Origin of the sequence: Sphingomonas donggukensis (assembly GCF_023674425.1) — a bacterium.
Classification (GTDB): domain Bacteria; phylum Pseudomonadota; class Alphaproteobacteria; order Sphingomonadales; family Sphingomonadaceae; genus Sphingomonas; species Sphingomonas donggukensis.
This window is the reverse complement of record NZ_CP098401.1, coordinates 1,193,436-1,209,061: the sequence shown is the minus strand read 5'-3', so window position 1 is coordinate 1,209,061 and position 15,626 is coordinate 1,193,436. Positions and strand designations below refer to the sequence as shown.

The window sequence follows — 15,626 nt, the reverse complement described above, 5'->3', positions numbered from 1 at the left end:
TTTGAAGAGAAGGAAGAATATCATGGCAGTTAGCATTCGTCTGTCGCGTGGCGGCAGCAAGAAGCGTCCCTATTACCGCATCGTCGTCGCCGACGCGCGGTCGTCGCGCGATGGCAAGTTCATCGAGAAGATCGGCACCTACAACCCGCTGCTCGCCAAGGACGATGAGAAGCGCGTCGTGCTCGACGGTGACCGCGCGAAGCATTGGCTGAGCGTCGGCGCGCAGCCGACCGACCGCGTCGCACGCTTCCTCGACGCCGCCGGCGTGCGTGAGCGTGCCGCCCGCAACAACCCGAACAAGGCGAAGCCGGGCGAGAAGGCCACCGAGCGCGCCGAGGAGCGTGCCGAGAAGCAGAAGGCCGCCGAGGAAGCCGCCGCCGAGGCAGCCGCCGCGCCTGCGCCCGAGCCCGAGGCTGCTGCCGCCGTCGAGAGCAACGAGTCGACCCCGAACAGCGACGCCGGCGACACGCCCGCCGCTGCCGACGGCGAGTCCGCGACTGCCCCGGCTGAGGGTGCCGAGGAAGAAGCCAAGGCATAATGGCAAAATCCCCCTCTCCCCGGCGGGGAGAGGGTCGGGGAGAGGGGCAGTCGGATCGCGCTGCCGGCTCCGGCGACCGCTCTCCCTCCACCGCGCGCGCCGTCACGCTGGCCGTCGTCACCGGCGCGCATGGCGTGGGCGGCGAGGTGCGGCTGAAGGTGTTCGCCGACGATCTGTCGGCGCACCGCAGCTTCAACGCCGGCACGCTGACTGCCAGGTCGATCCGCGTCACTCCGCAGGGCGCGATCGCGCGCTTTGCGGAGGTGGCGGATCGCACCGCGGCGGAGGCGTTGCGGGGCACCGAACTGACCGTCCCGCGCGACACCCTGCCTCCGCTTGGCGACGGCGAATATTACCACGCCGACCTGCTGGGCCTGCCCGCGGTGAGCGAAGCGGGCGAGACGATTGGCGCGGTCGTCGCCATCGACAATTTCGGCGCCGGCGACGTGATCGAGATCGAGCGCACCGGCGGCGGTCGTTTCATGGTTCCGATGAATGCGCAGGCCGTTCCCGACTGGAACGACCAGCGGCTGGTGGTGGCCGACGGCTGGGCCGAATGAGCCGCGTCGCGGTTCTCTCCGACATCCACGGGAACCTCCCCGCACTCGAAGCGGTCGTCGCGGACAGTGCCGCACGCGGCTGCGATGCCGTCCTCAACCTCGGCGACTGCGTGTCCGGTCCGTTGTGGCCCGCCGAAACCGCGACTTTCCTGATGGCGCGGGATTGGCCGACGATCGCCGGCAACCACGAACGCCAGTTGCTTGCCGACCGAGCCACGATGGGCGCCAGCGACGCCTTCGCCGCCGAGCGATTGTCGTCTGCGCACCGCGATTGGATCGCCGCCTTGCCGACCGGGCTGACGGTCGGCGACATGTGGATGTGTCACGGCACCCCCGCCAGTGATGTCGAGCACCTGACCGTCACCGTCACGCCGGATGGCCTGCGCCCGGCGACCGACGACGAACTCCTCATGCGGATCGCCGGCACGTCGGAAGCGATCGTCCTGTGCGGCCACACGCATATTCCGGCCCTGCGGTCGATTGGCCAGCAGCAGATCGCCAATCCCGGCAGCGTCGGGCTACAGGCGTTCACCGACGATCGCCCTTATCCCTACAGCGTCGAAGCCGGCAGCCCCGCCGCGCGCTATGCGATGGTCGAAGACGGCGTCGCCACGTTGCTGGAGGTCGCCTACGACCACCATGCCGCCGCAGCCAAGGCGCGGCGCGAGGGCTTCGACGGCTGGGCACGCTGGCTCGAGACGGGTCGCGTCTAACGCCTGATCGGCGCCCGCTCGGCCAGCAGATTGCGGATCGCGGTCGCGGCGACTCCGGCCTGGCCCATTGCGTTGCTGATCTGGTCCAGCCCTTTCACCACGTCGCCCGCCGCGAACAGGCCGGGGATGCTGGTGCGCTGGTGCGCGTCGACCTCCAGGCAGCCCTCCTCGTTCGCCTTGGCGCCCGCCGCGATCGCCAGTTTCGACCGGATGACCGAGCCGAGCGCGGGATACACGCTGTCGAACCGGCGTTCGCCGTCCGCTGTATCGACAATGATCTCGTCGCCCGCGACACGGATCGGGGTGCACGGGCCGTCGACCCAGTCGATCCCGGCGTCGGCCAGCGCCGCGCGGCATTCGGCGTCGAGGTCATGCTCGCCGTCATGCGCGATCAGCGTGACATGCGGGGTGAAGCCGCGCAGGAAGATTGCTTCCTGCATGCCGTGATCGCCGGTGCCGATCACGCCGACGCGCTTGTCGGTGACTTCGTACCCGTCACAGATCGGGCAATAGCGCAGCAGCCCGCGAGCGAGGGCCGCGTCATGTTCGGCGACGTCCATGTCCGGCCGGTTGTTGACGACCCCGGTCGCCAGCAGGATTGTGCGGGTAGGAAAGGCACGGTCGCCGGCGTGGACCACGAAGCCATCGCCCTCCCGCTCGATCGCGGTTACCTCCACGCCCTCGCGCACCGCGCTGAACCGCTCCGCCTGCCGCAGCATCAGTGCTAGCAGGTCCGGGCCCGGTATCCCCTCGGGATATCCGGCGTGGTTGTTCGTCCGCGGGATCAGCGCGGCGCGGCTCGATCCGCAGTCGAACAGCCGGATAGAGAGGTGAAACCGCGCGAGATAGATCGCCGCGGTCAGCCCCGCCGGCCCTGCGCCGATGATGATGCAATCGTCCATTGTGACGCTGAAGTAACGAACACCGCATTCGTTCCGCTTGGCGGCACGGGCACGCGCCGGTATCGACCGGTCGAACGACGGGGAGGGTGCGATGAAGGCGATGGCTCTGGCAGTGGCGCTGGTGATGGGCGGGCCGGCAGTTGCGCAGTCGACACCTGTGGAAACATCGGCGTCCGTACAGGCGCTCGAACCGCAGATCGGCCAGTTCTTCGAAACGTGGCTGCGCGAGCAGCACGCGCCGGGGCTGGTGTACGGCATCGTCAGGGACGGTCGGCTGGTCGCGGTGCGCGGGCTCGGCACGCAGGACCAGCAGGCGAAACGTCCGGTCACCGCGGACACTCGCTTCCGCATCGCGTCGATGTCCAAGGCGTTCACCGCGCTCGCGATCCTCGACCTGCGCGACCAGGGCAAGCTGCGCCTCGACGACTTGGCGGAAACCTACGTGCCCGAGATGCGCGGCTGGAAATATGCCACCAGCGATGCCCCCCGCATCCGCATCCGCGACCTGCTGACCCACACTGCCGGCTTCGTCGACGACAACCCTTGGGGCGACCGGCAGCAGGTGCTGACCGAGGCCGAGTTCACCGCAATGCTGAAGGCCGGCGTTCCGTTCAGCCGCCCACAGCAATCGGCGATGGAGTATTCCAACTTCGGCTACGCCACGCTCGGGCGCATCATCTCGAATGTGTCGGGCAAGCCGTACCAGCGCTACATCACCGAGCGCATCCTGACGCCGCTCGGCATGACGAGCACCGGCTACGACGTGCTCGCATCGCCCCCCGGCAGCCGCGCGATCGGTTATCGCTGGGAGAACGGCGCGTACCTGCGCGAACCCGACATGAAGGACGGCGCATTCGGTGCGATGGGCGGGGTCGAGACGACCGCCAGCGACTATGCCAAATACGTCGCGTGGCTGCTGTCGGCCTGGCCGGCACGCGACGGCGCCGAGCGTGGGCCGCTCAAGCGATCGACGGTGCGTGAGATCGTCCAGGGATCGAACTTCGCCGAACTCGCCGATCGCCGCGCCGGGCTGGGGGAGGGCGTGTGCAAGCAGGCGACGGCCTATGCGATGGGCTGGCGCGTCATCCAGGATTGCGACCTGTCCTACGTCACCCACACCGGCGGCTACCCCGGCTACGGATCGGTCGTGATCTTGATGCCGGAGGCGGGCGTCGGCGTGTTCGCCTTCTCCAGTCGCACCTACGGCGCGCCGGTGCCGCCCGCGTACAAGGTCGCCAGGCTGATGAAGGACGCCGGTCTCGCCACGCGGCGCCCGGTCGCGCTGACGCCGGGCATGACGACCGGTTACGCGGCGGCGCGCGATGTATGGCAGGCGGGCGACATCCTCGCCGCGCGCGACCGAATGGCGATGAACATGCTGATGGATCGCTCCGCGGCGAACTGGCGGGCGGAGCTGGCGCGGTTGCACGGACAGGTCGGCGCGTGCGCTACCGACACGCCGATCGAACCGGTAACCGCGATGGCGGGTCGCTTCCGCTGGCGCTGCGACAAGGGTGACCTGGCGGGCAGCATCCTGCTGGCGCCGACGCCCGTGCCCTCCATCCAGGAACTGCGGTTCGTGGCGGTGCCGCGCTGATGACCTTCGCCGCCACCGTCCTGACCCTCTATCCGGAGATGTTTCCGGGGCCACTCGGCGTGTCGCTAGCGGGCCGCGCGCTCACGGAGGGGCGGTGGTCGCTGAGCGTCACCCAGATCCGCGACTTCGCCATCGACCGGCATCGCACCGTCGACGGTACGCCGGCAGGCGGCGGGGCGGGGATGGTGCTGCGGCCCGACATCCTCGCCGCGGCGATCGACAGCGTCGGTGGGGGCGTGCCGGTGCTCGCGATGAGCCCGCGCGGGCGCCCCCTGACCCAGGCCCGCGTGCGAGAGATCGCTGCCGGTCCGGGCGTCGCCATCCTGTGCGGACGGTTCGAGGGGTTCGACGAACGCATCTTCGATGCCCGTGCGGTCGAGCCGGTGTCGATCGGCGACTATATCCTGTCGGGCGGGGAGATGGGGGCGCTCGTCCTGCTCGATGCTTGCATTCGGCTGCTTCCCGGCGTAATGGGCGCGCCGTCCAGCGGTGACGACGAGAGCTTCGAAAGCGGCCTTCTCGAATATCCGCATTACACCCGACCTGTCGAGTGGGAGGGCCGCACGATCCCGCAAGTGCTGCGATCGGGGGATCATGCGAAGGTGGCGGCGTGGCGCAAGTCACAGGCCGAAACCGATACACGGCTACGGAGGCCGGACCTTTGGGAGCGCCATGCCGGCGCTCGGGTCAAGCCTCCCTCTGGCGCGCGGCACACGTCAGAGGACGAAACGAAGTGAACATCATCCAGACGCTCGAAGCCGAGCAGGTCGCCAAGTTCCTGGAATCGAAGAAGGTGCCGGAATTCCGCCCCGGTGACACGCTGCGCGTCGGCGTGCGCGTGGTCGAGGGCGAGCGCACCCGCGTCCAGAACTACGAGGGCGTGTGCATCGCGCGCTCGAACAAGGGCATGGGCAGCAACTTCACCGTGCGCAAGATCAGCTTCGGCGAGGGCGTCGAGCGCGTCTTCCCTCTGTATTCGCCCAACATCGACTCGATCGAAGTCGTCCGCCGCGGCGTCGTGCGTCGCGCGAAGCTTTATTACCTGCGTGGTCGCACCGGCAAGTCGGCACGTATCGCCGAGCGCCGCGATCCGCGTCCGGCCAAGGGCACCGTCGCCGCCGCCGAGTAATCGCCGCGCAGGCGGCCGGTCACCGGCAGCTTTTTTCGAAACGGCCGTTCCCGCGTGCGGGAGCGGCCGTTTTTCGTTGCGGGTCCGTTCGGATGTGTGTTAGCGGAATGAAACACTCCGGGGGGAGGATACTGCCATGACCGACACCGTGATGACGACCGCCACAGAACCGGACGGCGCGCCGCGCGTCGCCGGGCTCGACATTCTGCGGGGCCTCGCGATCCTTGGCATCCTGTTCATGAACATCAACGACATGGGCGGGTCGATCTGGGCGTTCTGGGCGCAGGATATCCGCCACATGGGTTGGTCGCAGGCGGATCAGGTCGCGTGGTGGCTGCGCGAGGTCTTCGCCGATGGCACCGCGCGCTGCCTGCTCGAAATGCTTTTCGGCGTCGGCATGGTGATCCTGACCGACCGCGCGGCGCAGGCCGCGTCGAGCAAATGGGCGGTGCTGCGTAGTTATTACTGGCGCAACATCGTGCTGTTCGTGTTCGGGCTGGCCCACGTCTTCATCCTGCTGTGGCCCGGCGATATCCTCCACACATATGGCCTGGCCGCGCTGGTCGCGGTGTGGTTCCGCCGCCTGGGGCCGAAATGGCTGCTTGGCATCGGCCTGAGCCTGGCGGTGCTGCAATTGGGTGGCGGCGCTTACGGATATCTGACGGTGCCCGGAAAACGCGCAGAGGTCTCCCGGCTGGAGGCGGCGCAGAAGTCCGGGGTGAAGCTCTCGGCGGAGGACGCCAAAACGCTCAAGACCGGCCTCGACGCCCGCGCCAAGCGTGAGGAAGCGCAGGCGAAGGATGCCGCGCGCATCCCGGCGGAGGACCGGGCACGCAGTGCCGCGACCGGCACCTTTGACAGCTGGGCGCGCTCGGCCTGGGACTTCTTCCTCCACCTCGAGAAACAAGGTCTCGAGATCGCCTTCGTGCTGGAGGCGGCGACGACGATGTTGATCGGCGCCGCGCTCTACAAATGGGGCATCATTCAGGGTGCGCGCTCGCGCGCATTCTACGTCCGCATGACGCTCATCGCCTACGCCTTCGGCCTCGGCAGCCGCGCGATCGGCGCGTTCCAGACGATGCGGTTCGATGACGCGCCCAACATCATGTGGTCGCTGCACGAAGTTGCCCGCGTGGCCACGACCCTGGGGCATGTCGGGCTGGTCTATGTCCTGCTCGCGACTGTCACCGGTGCGAAGCTGCTGAAGCCGTTCGAGGCGGCGGGCCGCACCGCGCTGACGATCTACATCGCCCAAACGATGATCTGCCTCTGGATCCTCTACCCGCCATTCGCGCTGGGGCTGTACGGGACGCAGGGGTGGATGGCGCTGATGCTGACTGCGGCGGCGGTCAACATCGCGCTGCTGATCGCGGCCAACTGGTACGTCGACCGCTACCGGATCGCGCCGGTCGAATGGGCGTGGCGCTCGATCATCGCCGGCCGCGCGCTGCCGTTCCGCAAGGGCCGCGGGTCGTCCGCAGGCGGGGGCGTGCCGGTCACGGCATGAGGCTTGGCGTGGGGCGGGGGGCGCGTTAGACCCTGCCCCCATGCTTCGCACCCTGCTCGCGGCATCCGCCGCCGTCGCCGCTATCGCCATGACAGCACCCCCCGTCGCCCATGCGCAGGCCCAGAGCCCGGCCCCGGCACAGGCCCAGGACCTGACGCTCCAGCGCATCTTCGCCAGCCCCGACCTGGCCGGCGAGCAGCCGCGCGGCCTGCGCCTGTCGCCCGACGGCACGCTCATCACCTCGCTGCGCCCGCGCGCCGACGAGCGCGACCGCTACGACCTGTGGGCGATGGACACGACGACCGGCGCATGGCGGATGCTGGTCGACAGCAAGAAGGTCGGCACCGGCGCCGAATTGTCGGAGGCCGAGAAGATGCAGCGCGAACGCGCCCGCATCGGCGGCCAGCGCGGCATCGTTGCCTATGACTGGACGCCCGATGGCAAGGCGATCCTCGTACCGCTGGACGGCGACCTGTACCTCGCCACCCTCGACGGCAAGACCCGGCGGCTGACCAATACGCCCGGCGGCGAGCTGAACCCAGCGATCAGCCCGAACGGCGGCTATCTGAGCTTCGTGCGCGACCAGAACCTGATGACGATGGATCTCGCGACCGGTACCGAGCGCAAGGTGACGACCGACGGCGCCGGGACGGTCCATTGGGGCGAGGCCGAATTCGTCGCGCAGGAGGAAATGGATCGCTCGACCGGGTACTGGTGGTCGCCCGACGAGCGCCATGTCGCGGTCGAGCGGTTCGACGAGGCGCCGGTCGGCACCGTCGTCCGCGCCGCGATCGGCGCCAACGAGACCAAGGTCTTCGAACAACGCTATCCCGCCGCCGGCACCCCCAATGTGCTGGTCGACCTGTACGTCATGCGTCCCGACGGCACCGGGTCGGTGAAGGTCGACCTCGGCAGCGACCGCGACATCTACCTCGCCCGCGTCAAATGGGCGCCGGACGGCAGCGCGCTGTACGTCCAGCGGCAGAATCGGGATCAGACCCGCCTCGACGTGCTGAAGGTCGATCCCATGACCGGCCGCTCGACGATCCTCTTCACCGAGAAATCGGGCCCGAAGAGCTGGGTGAACCTGTCCAGCGTGTTCGCGCCGATGAAGGACGGCAGCATCGTCTGGTGGTCCGAACGTGACGGCCACGGCCACCTCTATCGCTTCGCGCGCGGCAAGTGGACGCAGCTGACGAAGGGCGCGTGGGACGTCGCCGGGATCAACGGCATCGACGAGGCCGCGGGCAAGCTCTACCTCAATGGCAACAAGGACGGCGTGCTCGAGCGTCACATCTACGCGCTCGACCTGAAGGCGAAGGGCTATCCGCTGACCCGCCTGACGCAGGCCGGCTGGTGGAACAATGCGTCCGCCGACAAGACCGCCAGCCGCTTCATCGTCTCGCGCTCCAGCCCCGACCAGCCGACCCAGGTTTATCTGGCCGACAACACCGGCCAGCGCATCGCGTGGATCAACGAGAACCGGATCGCCCCCGGCCACCCCTATTACCCCTATCTCGCCAGCCACGCGCAGACCCGCTTCGGCGAGTTGAAGACCGCGGACGGCGCGACGCTCTATTGGGAAATGCTGACCCCGGCGCTTGTGCCCGGCAAGAAATACCCGGTATTCTTCGAACATTACGGCGGGCCGCACAGCCAGACCGTCAGCCGCAACTGGGGCAGCCCGCTGCACCAGTATCTGGTCGACAAGGGCTATATCGTCTTCCAGATCGACAACCGCGGCTCCGCCAATCGCGGCAAGGCCTATGAGGATGCGATCTGGCACGCGATGGGCAGCATCGAGGTCAAGGACCAGCTCGCCGGCGCGAATTATCTGAAGTCATTGGATTTCGTCGATCCCAAGCGGATCGCGACTTACGGCTGGTCGTACGGCGGCTACATGACGCTGAAGATGCTGGAGGCGAACCCCGGCGTCTATGCGGCGGGCATCTCGGGCGCGCCGGTGACCAAGTGGGAGATGTACGACACCCACTATACCGAACGCTACATGGGCGCCGATCCGAAGGGCAAGGATGCCAAGGCCTATGCCGCGTCGAACGCGATCGACGACGCCGCGAAGATCGCCGACCCGCTGCTGCTGATCCACGGCATGGCCGACGACAACGTCGTCCTCGACAACTCGACCGCGTTCGCCGCGAAGATGCAGGCGACGAACACCCCGTTCGAGATGATGCTGTACCCCGGCAAGACCCATTCGGCGGGCCGCGACATCCACGTCTGGACGACGATCCTGAACTTCCTCGACCGCACGGTAGGCGAGAAGAAGTAACGAGACCTCGTGCTCCCGCGCAGGCGGGAGCCCAGGGTTGCAAGCGGCATCGATCGTGGCTCTGTGCTCCCGCCCGCGCGGGAGCACGGCCTTCTCTACAACCGCACCCGCCGGATCACGTACCGCGCATCCGGAGTGTACTGCGCCGCCGCATTCGCCGGACGCGCGGCGAGCAACGGTGCCGCAGCGCCGGGCAGGCCCATGTACATCCCGGTCATCGTCACAACCAGCGGGCGACTGCCGCGCTGGACCAACTCCACGATTGCGCCCTCACAACTGCAACCGGTGCAGCGCAGCGCATATTCCCCGGACGCGTCCGTCGCCGTGATCGGTCGCGGCGCCCCGGCCATGCCGATCGCCACGATCGCCGAGTCTGCCGGAAACTGGAGCAGCACGTTCGCCGCGCCGCCGCTCTGCAAGCGGAACCGCATCCGCCGCGTCGTGCCTTCCGCCGCCACCTGACGGTCGGCTGCGTCGAGCGCGGGCAGGGGCGTCATCGGCGCTGGGGCTACCCAGCGACGCCGACCGGAATAGGGAACGTCGACGCTGGTCCATGTGCCGAACCGGTCGAAGCTGTCCGGCAGGCGCACGCCATCGGTCGCCAGCCCCCAGCGCGCGGAGCCCGCGTTGGCGTCGGCGATGTGCTCGACCACGAAGCGCGCCTTGCGATAGGGGGTGGAGCGGGGGGTGACCAGCACGACGCCCCATGCCGCGACCAGTGCCACCGCGGCGACGATGGACGCGACGCGCGGACTCAGCGTGCCGCCCGCCGCCCGCGCCTCGACCAGCAACGGCAGCACCGCCAGCACGGTCACCGCCGCGGTCGCCCAGACCGGCCCGTTTACCAGCAACAGCTCGACCTGCGCGATCAGCTCGGCAAACGTCACGAACAGCCACAGCGCCGCGACGACGCCTGCGACCCGCTCGACCCGCGGGCCGAATATCATGCCGGCCAGCACGATCGCCGGCGCGATCAGGAAATAGATCGCCGCCCCCGGCGCGAACCAGCAGGCGACCGCCCCCAGCAGCACGAAGAACAGCCACGCGCCGACCCGCGCCTGCCCGGCCTCCAGCCGTCGCCCGATCGCAACCAGCATCACCACCGCTGCCATCACCGCGCCGGCATCGACCGCCAGCGCGGTGATGTGCGGATAGCCGCGCCAATATTCGCCGGTCCGCACCGCCGCCGCGATCCAGTTGCCGACCCACCCCAATGCCAGCGCCACGGCGACCGCCGCCGCCGGCACCGTCAGCCCGCGCCCGATCGCCCCGCGCCGCCACGCGACCACGCCCAGCGCAACGACCAGCAGCGCGAGCCCGCCGATCCCGACCGCCAGCGGCAGGACGATCAGCACGCGCGTCAGCACGTCGGCATAGATGCGCGTGCCCCCGCCTGCATGGTCGCGCCCCGCCGCCCAGTCGCGGGTCAGCGCCAGCACCTGCGTGCCCATGTGGTTCAGGCTGCGCCGGTCGAGCGCGGCGGGCACGTCGCCGGGGCTGTGGTAGCGGGTTTCGTTGGCGATGATCGCGAAGTTCAGGATCGACCAGGGCTGCCCCTCGAACACCGCCACGTCGGTCGAATTGGGGATCAGGCGGTAGAAATCGGTGCTCAGCGAATTGGCCACCGGTCGCGCGGCGGCGGCGCGGAAGGCGGCGATCGGCTGTGCATTCGGACGGCTCGTCTCGAACATGAACGCGGGTCCGGACACGCCGCGCGACTCCAGGTTGACGAGGTGCGTCACGCGCCGCGCGGTGGGATCGTTGTCGAGAAACGCCCGCGCCCCGATCAGTCCGGCCTCCTCGCCATCGGTCAGCAACAAAGTGATGCCGCGCGCCGGCGTCGTCCCGCGCAGCTGGTGCGCGACCTCCAGCAGGGACGCGACGCCGACGCCGTCATCCGACGCGCCGGGGCCGACCGGCGTGCTGTCGTAATGCGCGACCAGCAGCAATGTCGGGCCGGTCGCGGGCCCGATGTCGGCGAGGATGTTACGCACCCGCGCGCAACTGACCGCGCGGCTGGTGGCGCGACCGTTACAGGTGACCGCATCGGTCACGCGCGGGCTCAATCCCTCGCGGCGCATTTCGGCCAGGATGCGCGTACGCACGCCGTCATTGGCTGCACTGTCGACCGGGTGCGGCGCGCCGTCGCCGATGATCCGCTCCAATCGCGCCTGTGCCCGGTTCGCGTCAAACGCCCCCGCCGCTGTCTGCGCAGGCACCGGCGGCGGGGTCAGCAGCGTGCCCTTGAACGACAGCGCGATCAGGACCGCCGCCAGCGCCGCCAGCATAATCGTCGTCGCCCGCGCCATCCTATCCCCCAAACCCTGACCGCGAACGCTAACAGCTTTTCTTGGGGCGTCGAGGGTTGGTGGCGGCGCGCAGGCGTACTACAGCGCAGCGCCTGGGTTGCGGAGACGAATGATGGGGTATCGGGTGGTGGTCGCGGGCGCGACGGGCAATGTCGGACGCGAGGTGCTGGCGATCCTCGCCGATCGCGAATTTCCCGCCGACGAGATCGCGGTGCTGGCCTCGGCGCGCAGCCAGGGCGAGGAAGTCGATTACGGGGAGACCGGGCGCAAGCTGAAGGTCCAGAACATCGAGCATTTCGATCCTGCCGGCTGGGACATGGCGATCTTCGCGATCGGCAGCGAGGCGACGAAGGCGCACGCCCCGCGCTTCGCCGCGGCGGGCTGCACCGTCATCGACAATTCGTCGCTCTACCGCATGGACCCCGACGTGCCGCTGATCGTGCCGGAGGTGAACCCTGAGGCGATCGACGGCTATCGCGCCAAGAACATCATCGCCAACCCCAATTGCTCGACCGCACAGATGGTCGTGGCGCTCAAACCCATCCACGACGCCGCGACGATCACGCGCGTCGTCGTTGCGACCTACCAGTCGGTCTCGGGCGCGGGGAAGGCGGGGATGGACGAGCTGTTCGAGCAGAGCCGCAACATCTTCGTCGGCGACAGCGCCGAGCCCCGCAAGTTCACCAAGCAGATCGCCTTCAACGTCATCCCGCACATCGACGTTTTCCTCGACGACGGATCGACCAAGGAGGAATGGAAGATGGTCGTCGAGACCAAGAAGATCATGGGCGCGAAGATCAAGGTCGTCGCGACCTGCGTCCGCGTGCCCGTGTTCGTCGGCCATTCCGAGGCGATCACCATCGAAATGGAGAACGAACTTTCCGCCGCCGACGCCCAGAAGATCCTGCGCGAGGCCCCCGGCATCATGCTCGTCGACAAGCGTGAGGACGGCGGATACGTGACCCCGATCGAGTGCGTCGGCGAATACGCCACCTACGTCAGCCGCGTGCGCGAAGACCCAACCGTCGAGAACGGCCTGGCGCTGTGGTGCGTCAGCGACAACCTCCGCAAGGGCGCGGCACTCAACGCCGTGCAGATCGCCGAGCTGCTAGGCCGGCGGCATCTGAAGAAAGCGGCGTGACGCGCGTCGGAGTGCCTGGCTGATGGAGGATTCCCCGGTCGTCATCGGCCTGAAATGGTTCGCGACCGGCACCGGCATCGTCGCGGCGCTGATGATCGCGTGGGATCATGGGCGGCGGACGACGGGGCTGGGGTTCGTCATCTTCGTCGCGTCGAGCATCGCCTGGATTTTGGGCGCGGTACTGGCGGGGGACGGGGCGTTGGGGACGCAGAACGCGGTGTTGCTCTGCATCAACGTCTTCGGCGTGTATCGCTACCTGATCCGCCGGAAGGATGTCTGAGGTCGCGCTTTGGCCGATCGCGCTGGGGGTGCTCGGCGCGGTGTTCGGTAGCTTCATCGCGACGCTGGCGATCCGGTGGCCGCAGGGGCGGTCGTCGCTCAGCGGACGATCGGAGTGCGATGGCTGCGGTAGGACGCTGACAGCGCACGAGCTGGTGCCGCTGCTGAGTTTTGCGGCCCTGCGCGGACGGTGCGCGACGTGCGGCGCGCGGATCGCACCGTCGCACGTCATCACCGAAACCCTCGGCGCGCTCGTGGGCATCGCCGCCGGCCTGATCGCGCCCGGCATCGATGGTGTCGCCGGGGCCGTGTTCGGCTGGATGCTGCTCGCGCTCGGGGCGATCGACTTCGCCGCCTTCTGGCTGCCCAATCCGCTGACCCTCACGCTGGCGATGCTGGGGCTGGCTAGCGGCCTCGCCGGACTCGCCCCGTCGCTCACCAACCGCGCGATCGGCGGCGTCCTCGGCTTCGGCTCGCTCTGGCTGATCGCTGCCGCCTACAAACGCCTGCGTGGTCGCATCGGCCTCGGCGGGGGCGATGCCAAGCTGTTCGGGGCGATCGGGCTGTGGCTCGGATGGCGCGGGCTCGCGCCGACGCTGTTGATCGCCGCGCTGCTGGGCCTCGCCGTCGCCATCGCCACGCGTAAAGCGATGGGCGACCGCCTGCCGCTCGGCACGCTGCTCGCGGCGGGTGGATTTGCGATGTGGCTCGCGTATCATTGGCCGGTGACGGGAGGCGTGCGATGGACCTGACGGCGACACTGGCCGCGCAACGCGCCGCCTTCATGGACGAATTGCCGGTCACGCTCGCGACCCGCAAGGACCGGCTGAAACGCGCCGTCGCGATGATCGCCGACAATGCCAACCGGCTGTGCGACGCGCTGTCGGAGGATTTCGGCCATCGCAGCCGCGACCACTCGATGCTGACCGACATCGCCGCGTCGATCGCGCCGCTCAACCACGCGCTGAAGCACGTCGACGCCTGGGCGAAGCGCGAGCGCCGTCGCGTCACCTTCCCGCTCGGCCTGCTCGGCGCGCGGGCGTGGGTGGATTACGGGCCGAAGGGCGTGGTCGGCGTGATCGCGCCGTGGAATTTCCCGGTCAACCTGGTGATGGGGCCGCTCGCCGGCATCCTCGCCGCCGGCAACCGCGCGATGGTCAAGACCAGCGAGTTCACGCCTACCGTCGCCGCGACGTTCGAGGATATCGCCCCCCGCTATTTCGCGCGCGACGAACTCGCCTTCGTCTCGGGGGGCGCGGACGTGGGCAAGGCGTTTGCGGCGCTGCCCTTCGATCACCTGATCTTCACCGGCGCGACCGGGATCGGGCGCCACATCCTCCACGCCGCCGCGGACAACCTGACGCCGGTGACGCTGGAACTGGGCGGCAAGTCGCCGGTCATCCTCGGTCGCTCGGCCGATCTGGACCGCGCCGCCGACCGCATCGTCATGGGCAAGATGATGAACGCGGGGCAGATCTGCCTCGCGCCCGACTATCTGCTGGTGCCCGCCGAGCAGGAGGATCGCGCCGTCGCCGCGCTCGTCGCGTCCGCCTCGGCGATGTACCCGCGGTTGCTCGACAATGCCGACTACACCTCGGTCATCAACGACCGCCACCATCAGCGGCTGAGCGACTGGATCGCCGACGCCCGCGACAAGGGCGGCGAGGTCGTCACCGTCAACCCCGCGGGCGAGGACTTCGCCGCCAGCAACGCGCGCAAGCTGCCGCTGACGATCGTCCGCAACCCGACCGACGACATGCTGGTGATGCAGGAGGAAATCTTCGGCCCCATCCTGCCCGTGCGCCGCTACGACGGGATCGACGACGCCATCGCCCAGGTGAACCGCCGCGACCGCCCGCTCGGTCTCTATTATTTCGGCACCGACGCCGCAGAGCGCAGCCGCGTGCTTGATCGCACGATCTCGGGCGGGGTGACGCTCGACGACGTGATCTTCCATGTCTCGATGGAAGATTTGCCGTTCGGCGGCATCGGCCCGTCCGGGATGGGGGCGTATCACGGTCACGACGGCTTCCGAACCTTTAGCCATGCCCGCAGCGTGTTCAAACAGGCGCGCGTCGACGTGGCGAAACTGGCCGGACTGAAGCCGCCCTATGGCAAGGGCACGCGCCGCACGATCGCCCAGCAGATGAAGGGTTGATGCGCGTGGCGAAGCACAGCGGGCTCAGCCTCGACAGTTTCCTGCCCTACCGCCTGTCGGTGACGTCGAACCGTGTGTCCGATGCCATCGCCGACACCTATCGCGCGCTGTTCGGACTGCGCATCCCCGAATGGCGTCTGATCGCGGTTTTGGCCGAGAGCGAGGGGCTGACCCAGCAGGCGCTAGGTGCGCGGACGCGGATGGACAAGGTGACGGTCAGCCGCGCTGCCATCGCGCTTGCCGACCGCGCGTTGATCGCCCGCACCCCGAACCCCGCAGACCAGCGGTCCCATCGTCTGGCGCTTACCCCGGCGGGGCGAGCGCTCTATGCCGAAGTCGCACCAAAGGCGCTCGAGATGGAGGCGCGGATTTTCGGCGAATTGGGCGCCGAGGATCTCGCCCGGTTTCGCACCGTCCTAGACCGGATCGAGCAGGCGGTGGCCGATGTCGAGCAGGGGGCGGCGGCATCTGATTGAACGACAAAGATAATTGACCGCGCGATG

At 68.6% G+C, this 15,626-nt stretch carries 15 protein-coding genes; 13 read left to right on the top strand and 2 right to left on the bottom strand.

All coding sequences use genetic code 11. From position 1 onward, the window contains the following. Positions 1-22 precede the first annotated feature (22 nt). Genes rpsP through M9980_RS05850 form a run of 3 tightly spaced genes read left to right on the top strand, consistent with a single transcriptional unit; the run spans position 23 to position 1,811 of the window. The gene (gene rpsP, locus M9980_RS05860) at positions 23-538 is read left to right on the top strand and encodes a 30S ribosomal protein S16 (RefSeq protein WP_250754381.1); all 516 of its coding nucleotides are present in this window, start codon (positions 23-25) and stop codon (positions 536-538) included. Beyond that, positions 538-1,098 (top strand): ribosome maturation factor RimM, encoded by a 561-nt coding sequence (rimM, locus tag M9980_RS05855; RefSeq protein WP_250754380.1) that lies wholly within the window; start codon positions 538-540, stop codon positions 1,096-1,098. Before rpsP ends, rimM begins: the two co-directional genes overlap by 1 nt. Beyond that, entirely contained in the window at positions 1,095-1,811 is a 717-nt protein-coding gene (locus M9980_RS05850) for a metallophosphoesterase family protein (protein WP_250754378.1), read from the top strand. The genes rimM and M9980_RS05850 overlap by 4 nt, the downstream gene beginning before the upstream one ends. Here M9980_RS05850 and M9980_RS05845 read toward each other — a convergent pair. Further along, the gene (locus M9980_RS05845) at positions 1,808-2,713 is read right to left on the bottom strand and encodes an NAD(P)/FAD-dependent oxidoreductase (RefSeq protein ID WP_250754376.1); all 906 of its coding nucleotides are present in this window, start codon (positions 2,711-2,713) and stop codon (positions 1,808-1,810) included. The genes M9980_RS05850 and M9980_RS05845 overlap by 4 nt on opposite strands. A 37-nt stretch (positions 2,714-2,750) precedes the next feature. Between M9980_RS05845 and M9980_RS05840 the strand changes: the two genes are divergently transcribed. From M9980_RS05840 to M9980_RS05820, 5 genes are all read left to right on the top strand, one after another. Further along, positions 2,751-4,310: a serine hydrolase domain-containing protein gene (locus M9980_RS05840; protein ID WP_250754375.1), complete on the top strand. Its 1,560-nt coding sequence runs from the start codon at positions 2,751-2,753 to the stop codon at positions 4,308-4,310. After that, entirely contained in the window at positions 4,310-5,047 is a 738-nt protein-coding gene (gene trmD / locus M9980_RS05835; protein WP_250754373.1) for a tRNA (guanosine(37)-N1)-methyltransferase TrmD, read from the top strand. The genes M9980_RS05840 and trmD overlap by 1 nt, the downstream gene beginning before the upstream one ends. After that, positions 5,044-5,439, top strand: a complete 396-nt coding sequence (gene rplS, locus M9980_RS05830; RefSeq protein WP_250754371.1) for a 50S ribosomal protein L19 — start codon at positions 5,044-5,046, stop codon at positions 5,437-5,439. Before trmD ends, rplS begins: the two co-directional genes overlap by 4 nt. A gap of 136 nt (positions 5,440-5,575) precedes the next feature. Next, positions 5,576-6,946 carry a DUF418 domain-containing protein gene (locus tag M9980_RS05825; RefSeq protein WP_250754370.1) on the top strand — a complete coding sequence of 457 codons (1,371 nt, stop codon included), beginning with the start codon at positions 5,576-5,578 and terminating at the stop codon, positions 6,944-6,946. A 40-nt stretch (positions 6,947-6,986) separates the two neighbouring features. Next, positions 6,987-9,236: a S9 family peptidase gene (locus M9980_RS05820; protein WP_250754368.1), complete on the top strand. Its 2,250-nt coding sequence runs from the start codon at positions 6,987-6,989 to the stop codon at positions 9,234-9,236. Between the two features lie 95 nt (positions 9,237-9,331). Here M9980_RS05820 and M9980_RS05815 read toward each other — a convergent pair whose 3' ends face one another. Then, positions 9,332-11,545, bottom strand: a complete 2,214-nt coding sequence (locus M9980_RS05815) for a M28 family peptidase (RefSeq protein WP_250754367.1) — start codon at positions 11,543-11,545, stop codon at positions 9,332-9,334. Between the two features lie 112 nt (positions 11,546-11,657). On the opposite strand from M9980_RS05815, the gene M9980_RS05810 reads away from it, so the two are divergent. The 5 genes from M9980_RS05810 to M9980_RS05790 are packed head-to-tail and all read left to right on the top strand — an operon-like array spanning position 11,658 to position 15,599. Next, complete coding sequence (locus M9980_RS05810) at positions 11,658-12,686, top strand: aspartate-semialdehyde dehydrogenase (protein WP_250754787.1); 1,029 nt, start codon at positions 11,658-11,660, stop codon at positions 12,684-12,686. A 22-nt stretch (positions 12,687-12,708) separates the two neighbouring features. Then, positions 12,709-12,966: a hypothetical protein gene (locus M9980_RS05805; protein ID WP_250754366.1), complete on the top strand. Its 258-nt coding sequence runs from the start codon at positions 12,709-12,711 to the stop codon at positions 12,964-12,966. After that, positions 12,959-13,717, top strand: a complete 759-nt coding sequence (locus M9980_RS05800; RefSeq protein WP_250754365.1) for a prepilin peptidase — start codon at positions 12,959-12,961, stop codon at positions 13,715-13,717. The genes M9980_RS05805 and M9980_RS05800 overlap by 8 nt, the downstream gene beginning before the upstream one ends. Continuing rightward, positions 13,708-15,123 carry a coniferyl aldehyde dehydrogenase gene (locus M9980_RS05795; protein WP_250754364.1) on the top strand — a complete coding sequence of 472 codons (1,416 nt, stop codon included), beginning with the start codon at positions 13,708-13,710 and terminating at the stop codon, positions 15,121-15,123. The genes M9980_RS05800 and M9980_RS05795 overlap by 10 nt, the downstream gene beginning before the upstream one ends. Before the next feature lie 5 nt (positions 15,124-15,128). Next, positions 15,129-15,599 (top strand): MarR family winged helix-turn-helix transcriptional regulator, encoded by a 471-nt coding sequence (locus tag M9980_RS05790; RefSeq protein WP_422921389.1) that lies wholly within the window; start codon positions 15,129-15,131, stop codon positions 15,597-15,599. Positions 15,600-15,626 lie beyond the last annotated feature (27 nt).

Excerpts from the sequence above, each read along its gene's own strand:
- M9980_RS05825 (WP_250754370.1), top strand. The coding sequence starts at position 5,576 with ATGACCGACACCGTGATGACGACCGCCACAGAACCGGACGGCGCGCCG.
- rimM (WP_250754380.1), top strand. The coding sequence starts at position 538 with ATGGCAAAATCCCCCTCTCCCCGGCGGGGAGAGGGTCGGGGAGAGGGG.
- M9980_RS05845 (WP_250754376.1), bottom strand. The coding sequence starts at position 2,713 with ATGGACGATTGCATCATCATCGGCGCAGGGCCGGCGGGGCTGACCGCG.
- M9980_RS05820 (WP_250754368.1), top strand. The coding sequence starts at position 6,987 with ATGCTTCGCACCCTGCTCGCGGCATCCGCCGCCGTCGCCGCTATCGCC.
- trmD (WP_250754373.1), top strand. The coding sequence starts at position 4,310 with ATGACCTTCGCCGCCACCGTCCTGACCCTCTATCCGGAGATGTTTCCG.
- rpsP (WP_250754381.1), top strand. The coding sequence starts at position 23 with ATGGCAGTTAGCATTCGTCTGTCGCGTGGCGGCAGCAAGAAGCGTCCC.
- M9980_RS05810 (WP_250754787.1), top strand. The coding sequence starts at position 11,658 with ATGGGGTATCGGGTGGTGGTCGCGGGCGCGACGGGCAATGTCGGACGC.
- M9980_RS05795 (WP_250754364.1), top strand. The coding sequence starts at position 13,708 with ATGGACCTGACGGCGACACTGGCCGCGCAACGCGCCGCCTTCATGGAC.
- M9980_RS05805 (WP_250754366.1), top strand. The coding sequence starts at position 12,709 with ATGGAGGATTCCCCGGTCGTCATCGGCCTGAAATGGTTCGCGACCGGC.
- M9980_RS05850 (WP_250754378.1), top strand. The coding sequence starts at position 1,095 with ATGAGCCGCGTCGCGGTTCTCTCCGACATCCACGGGAACCTCCCCGCA.
- M9980_RS05815 (WP_250754367.1), bottom strand. The coding sequence starts at position 11,545 with ATGGCGCGGGCGACGACGATTATGCTGGCGGCGCTGGCGGCGGTCCTG.
- M9980_RS05800 (WP_250754365.1), top strand. The coding sequence starts at position 12,959 with ATGTCTGAGGTCGCGCTTTGGCCGATCGCGCTGGGGGTGCTCGGCGCG.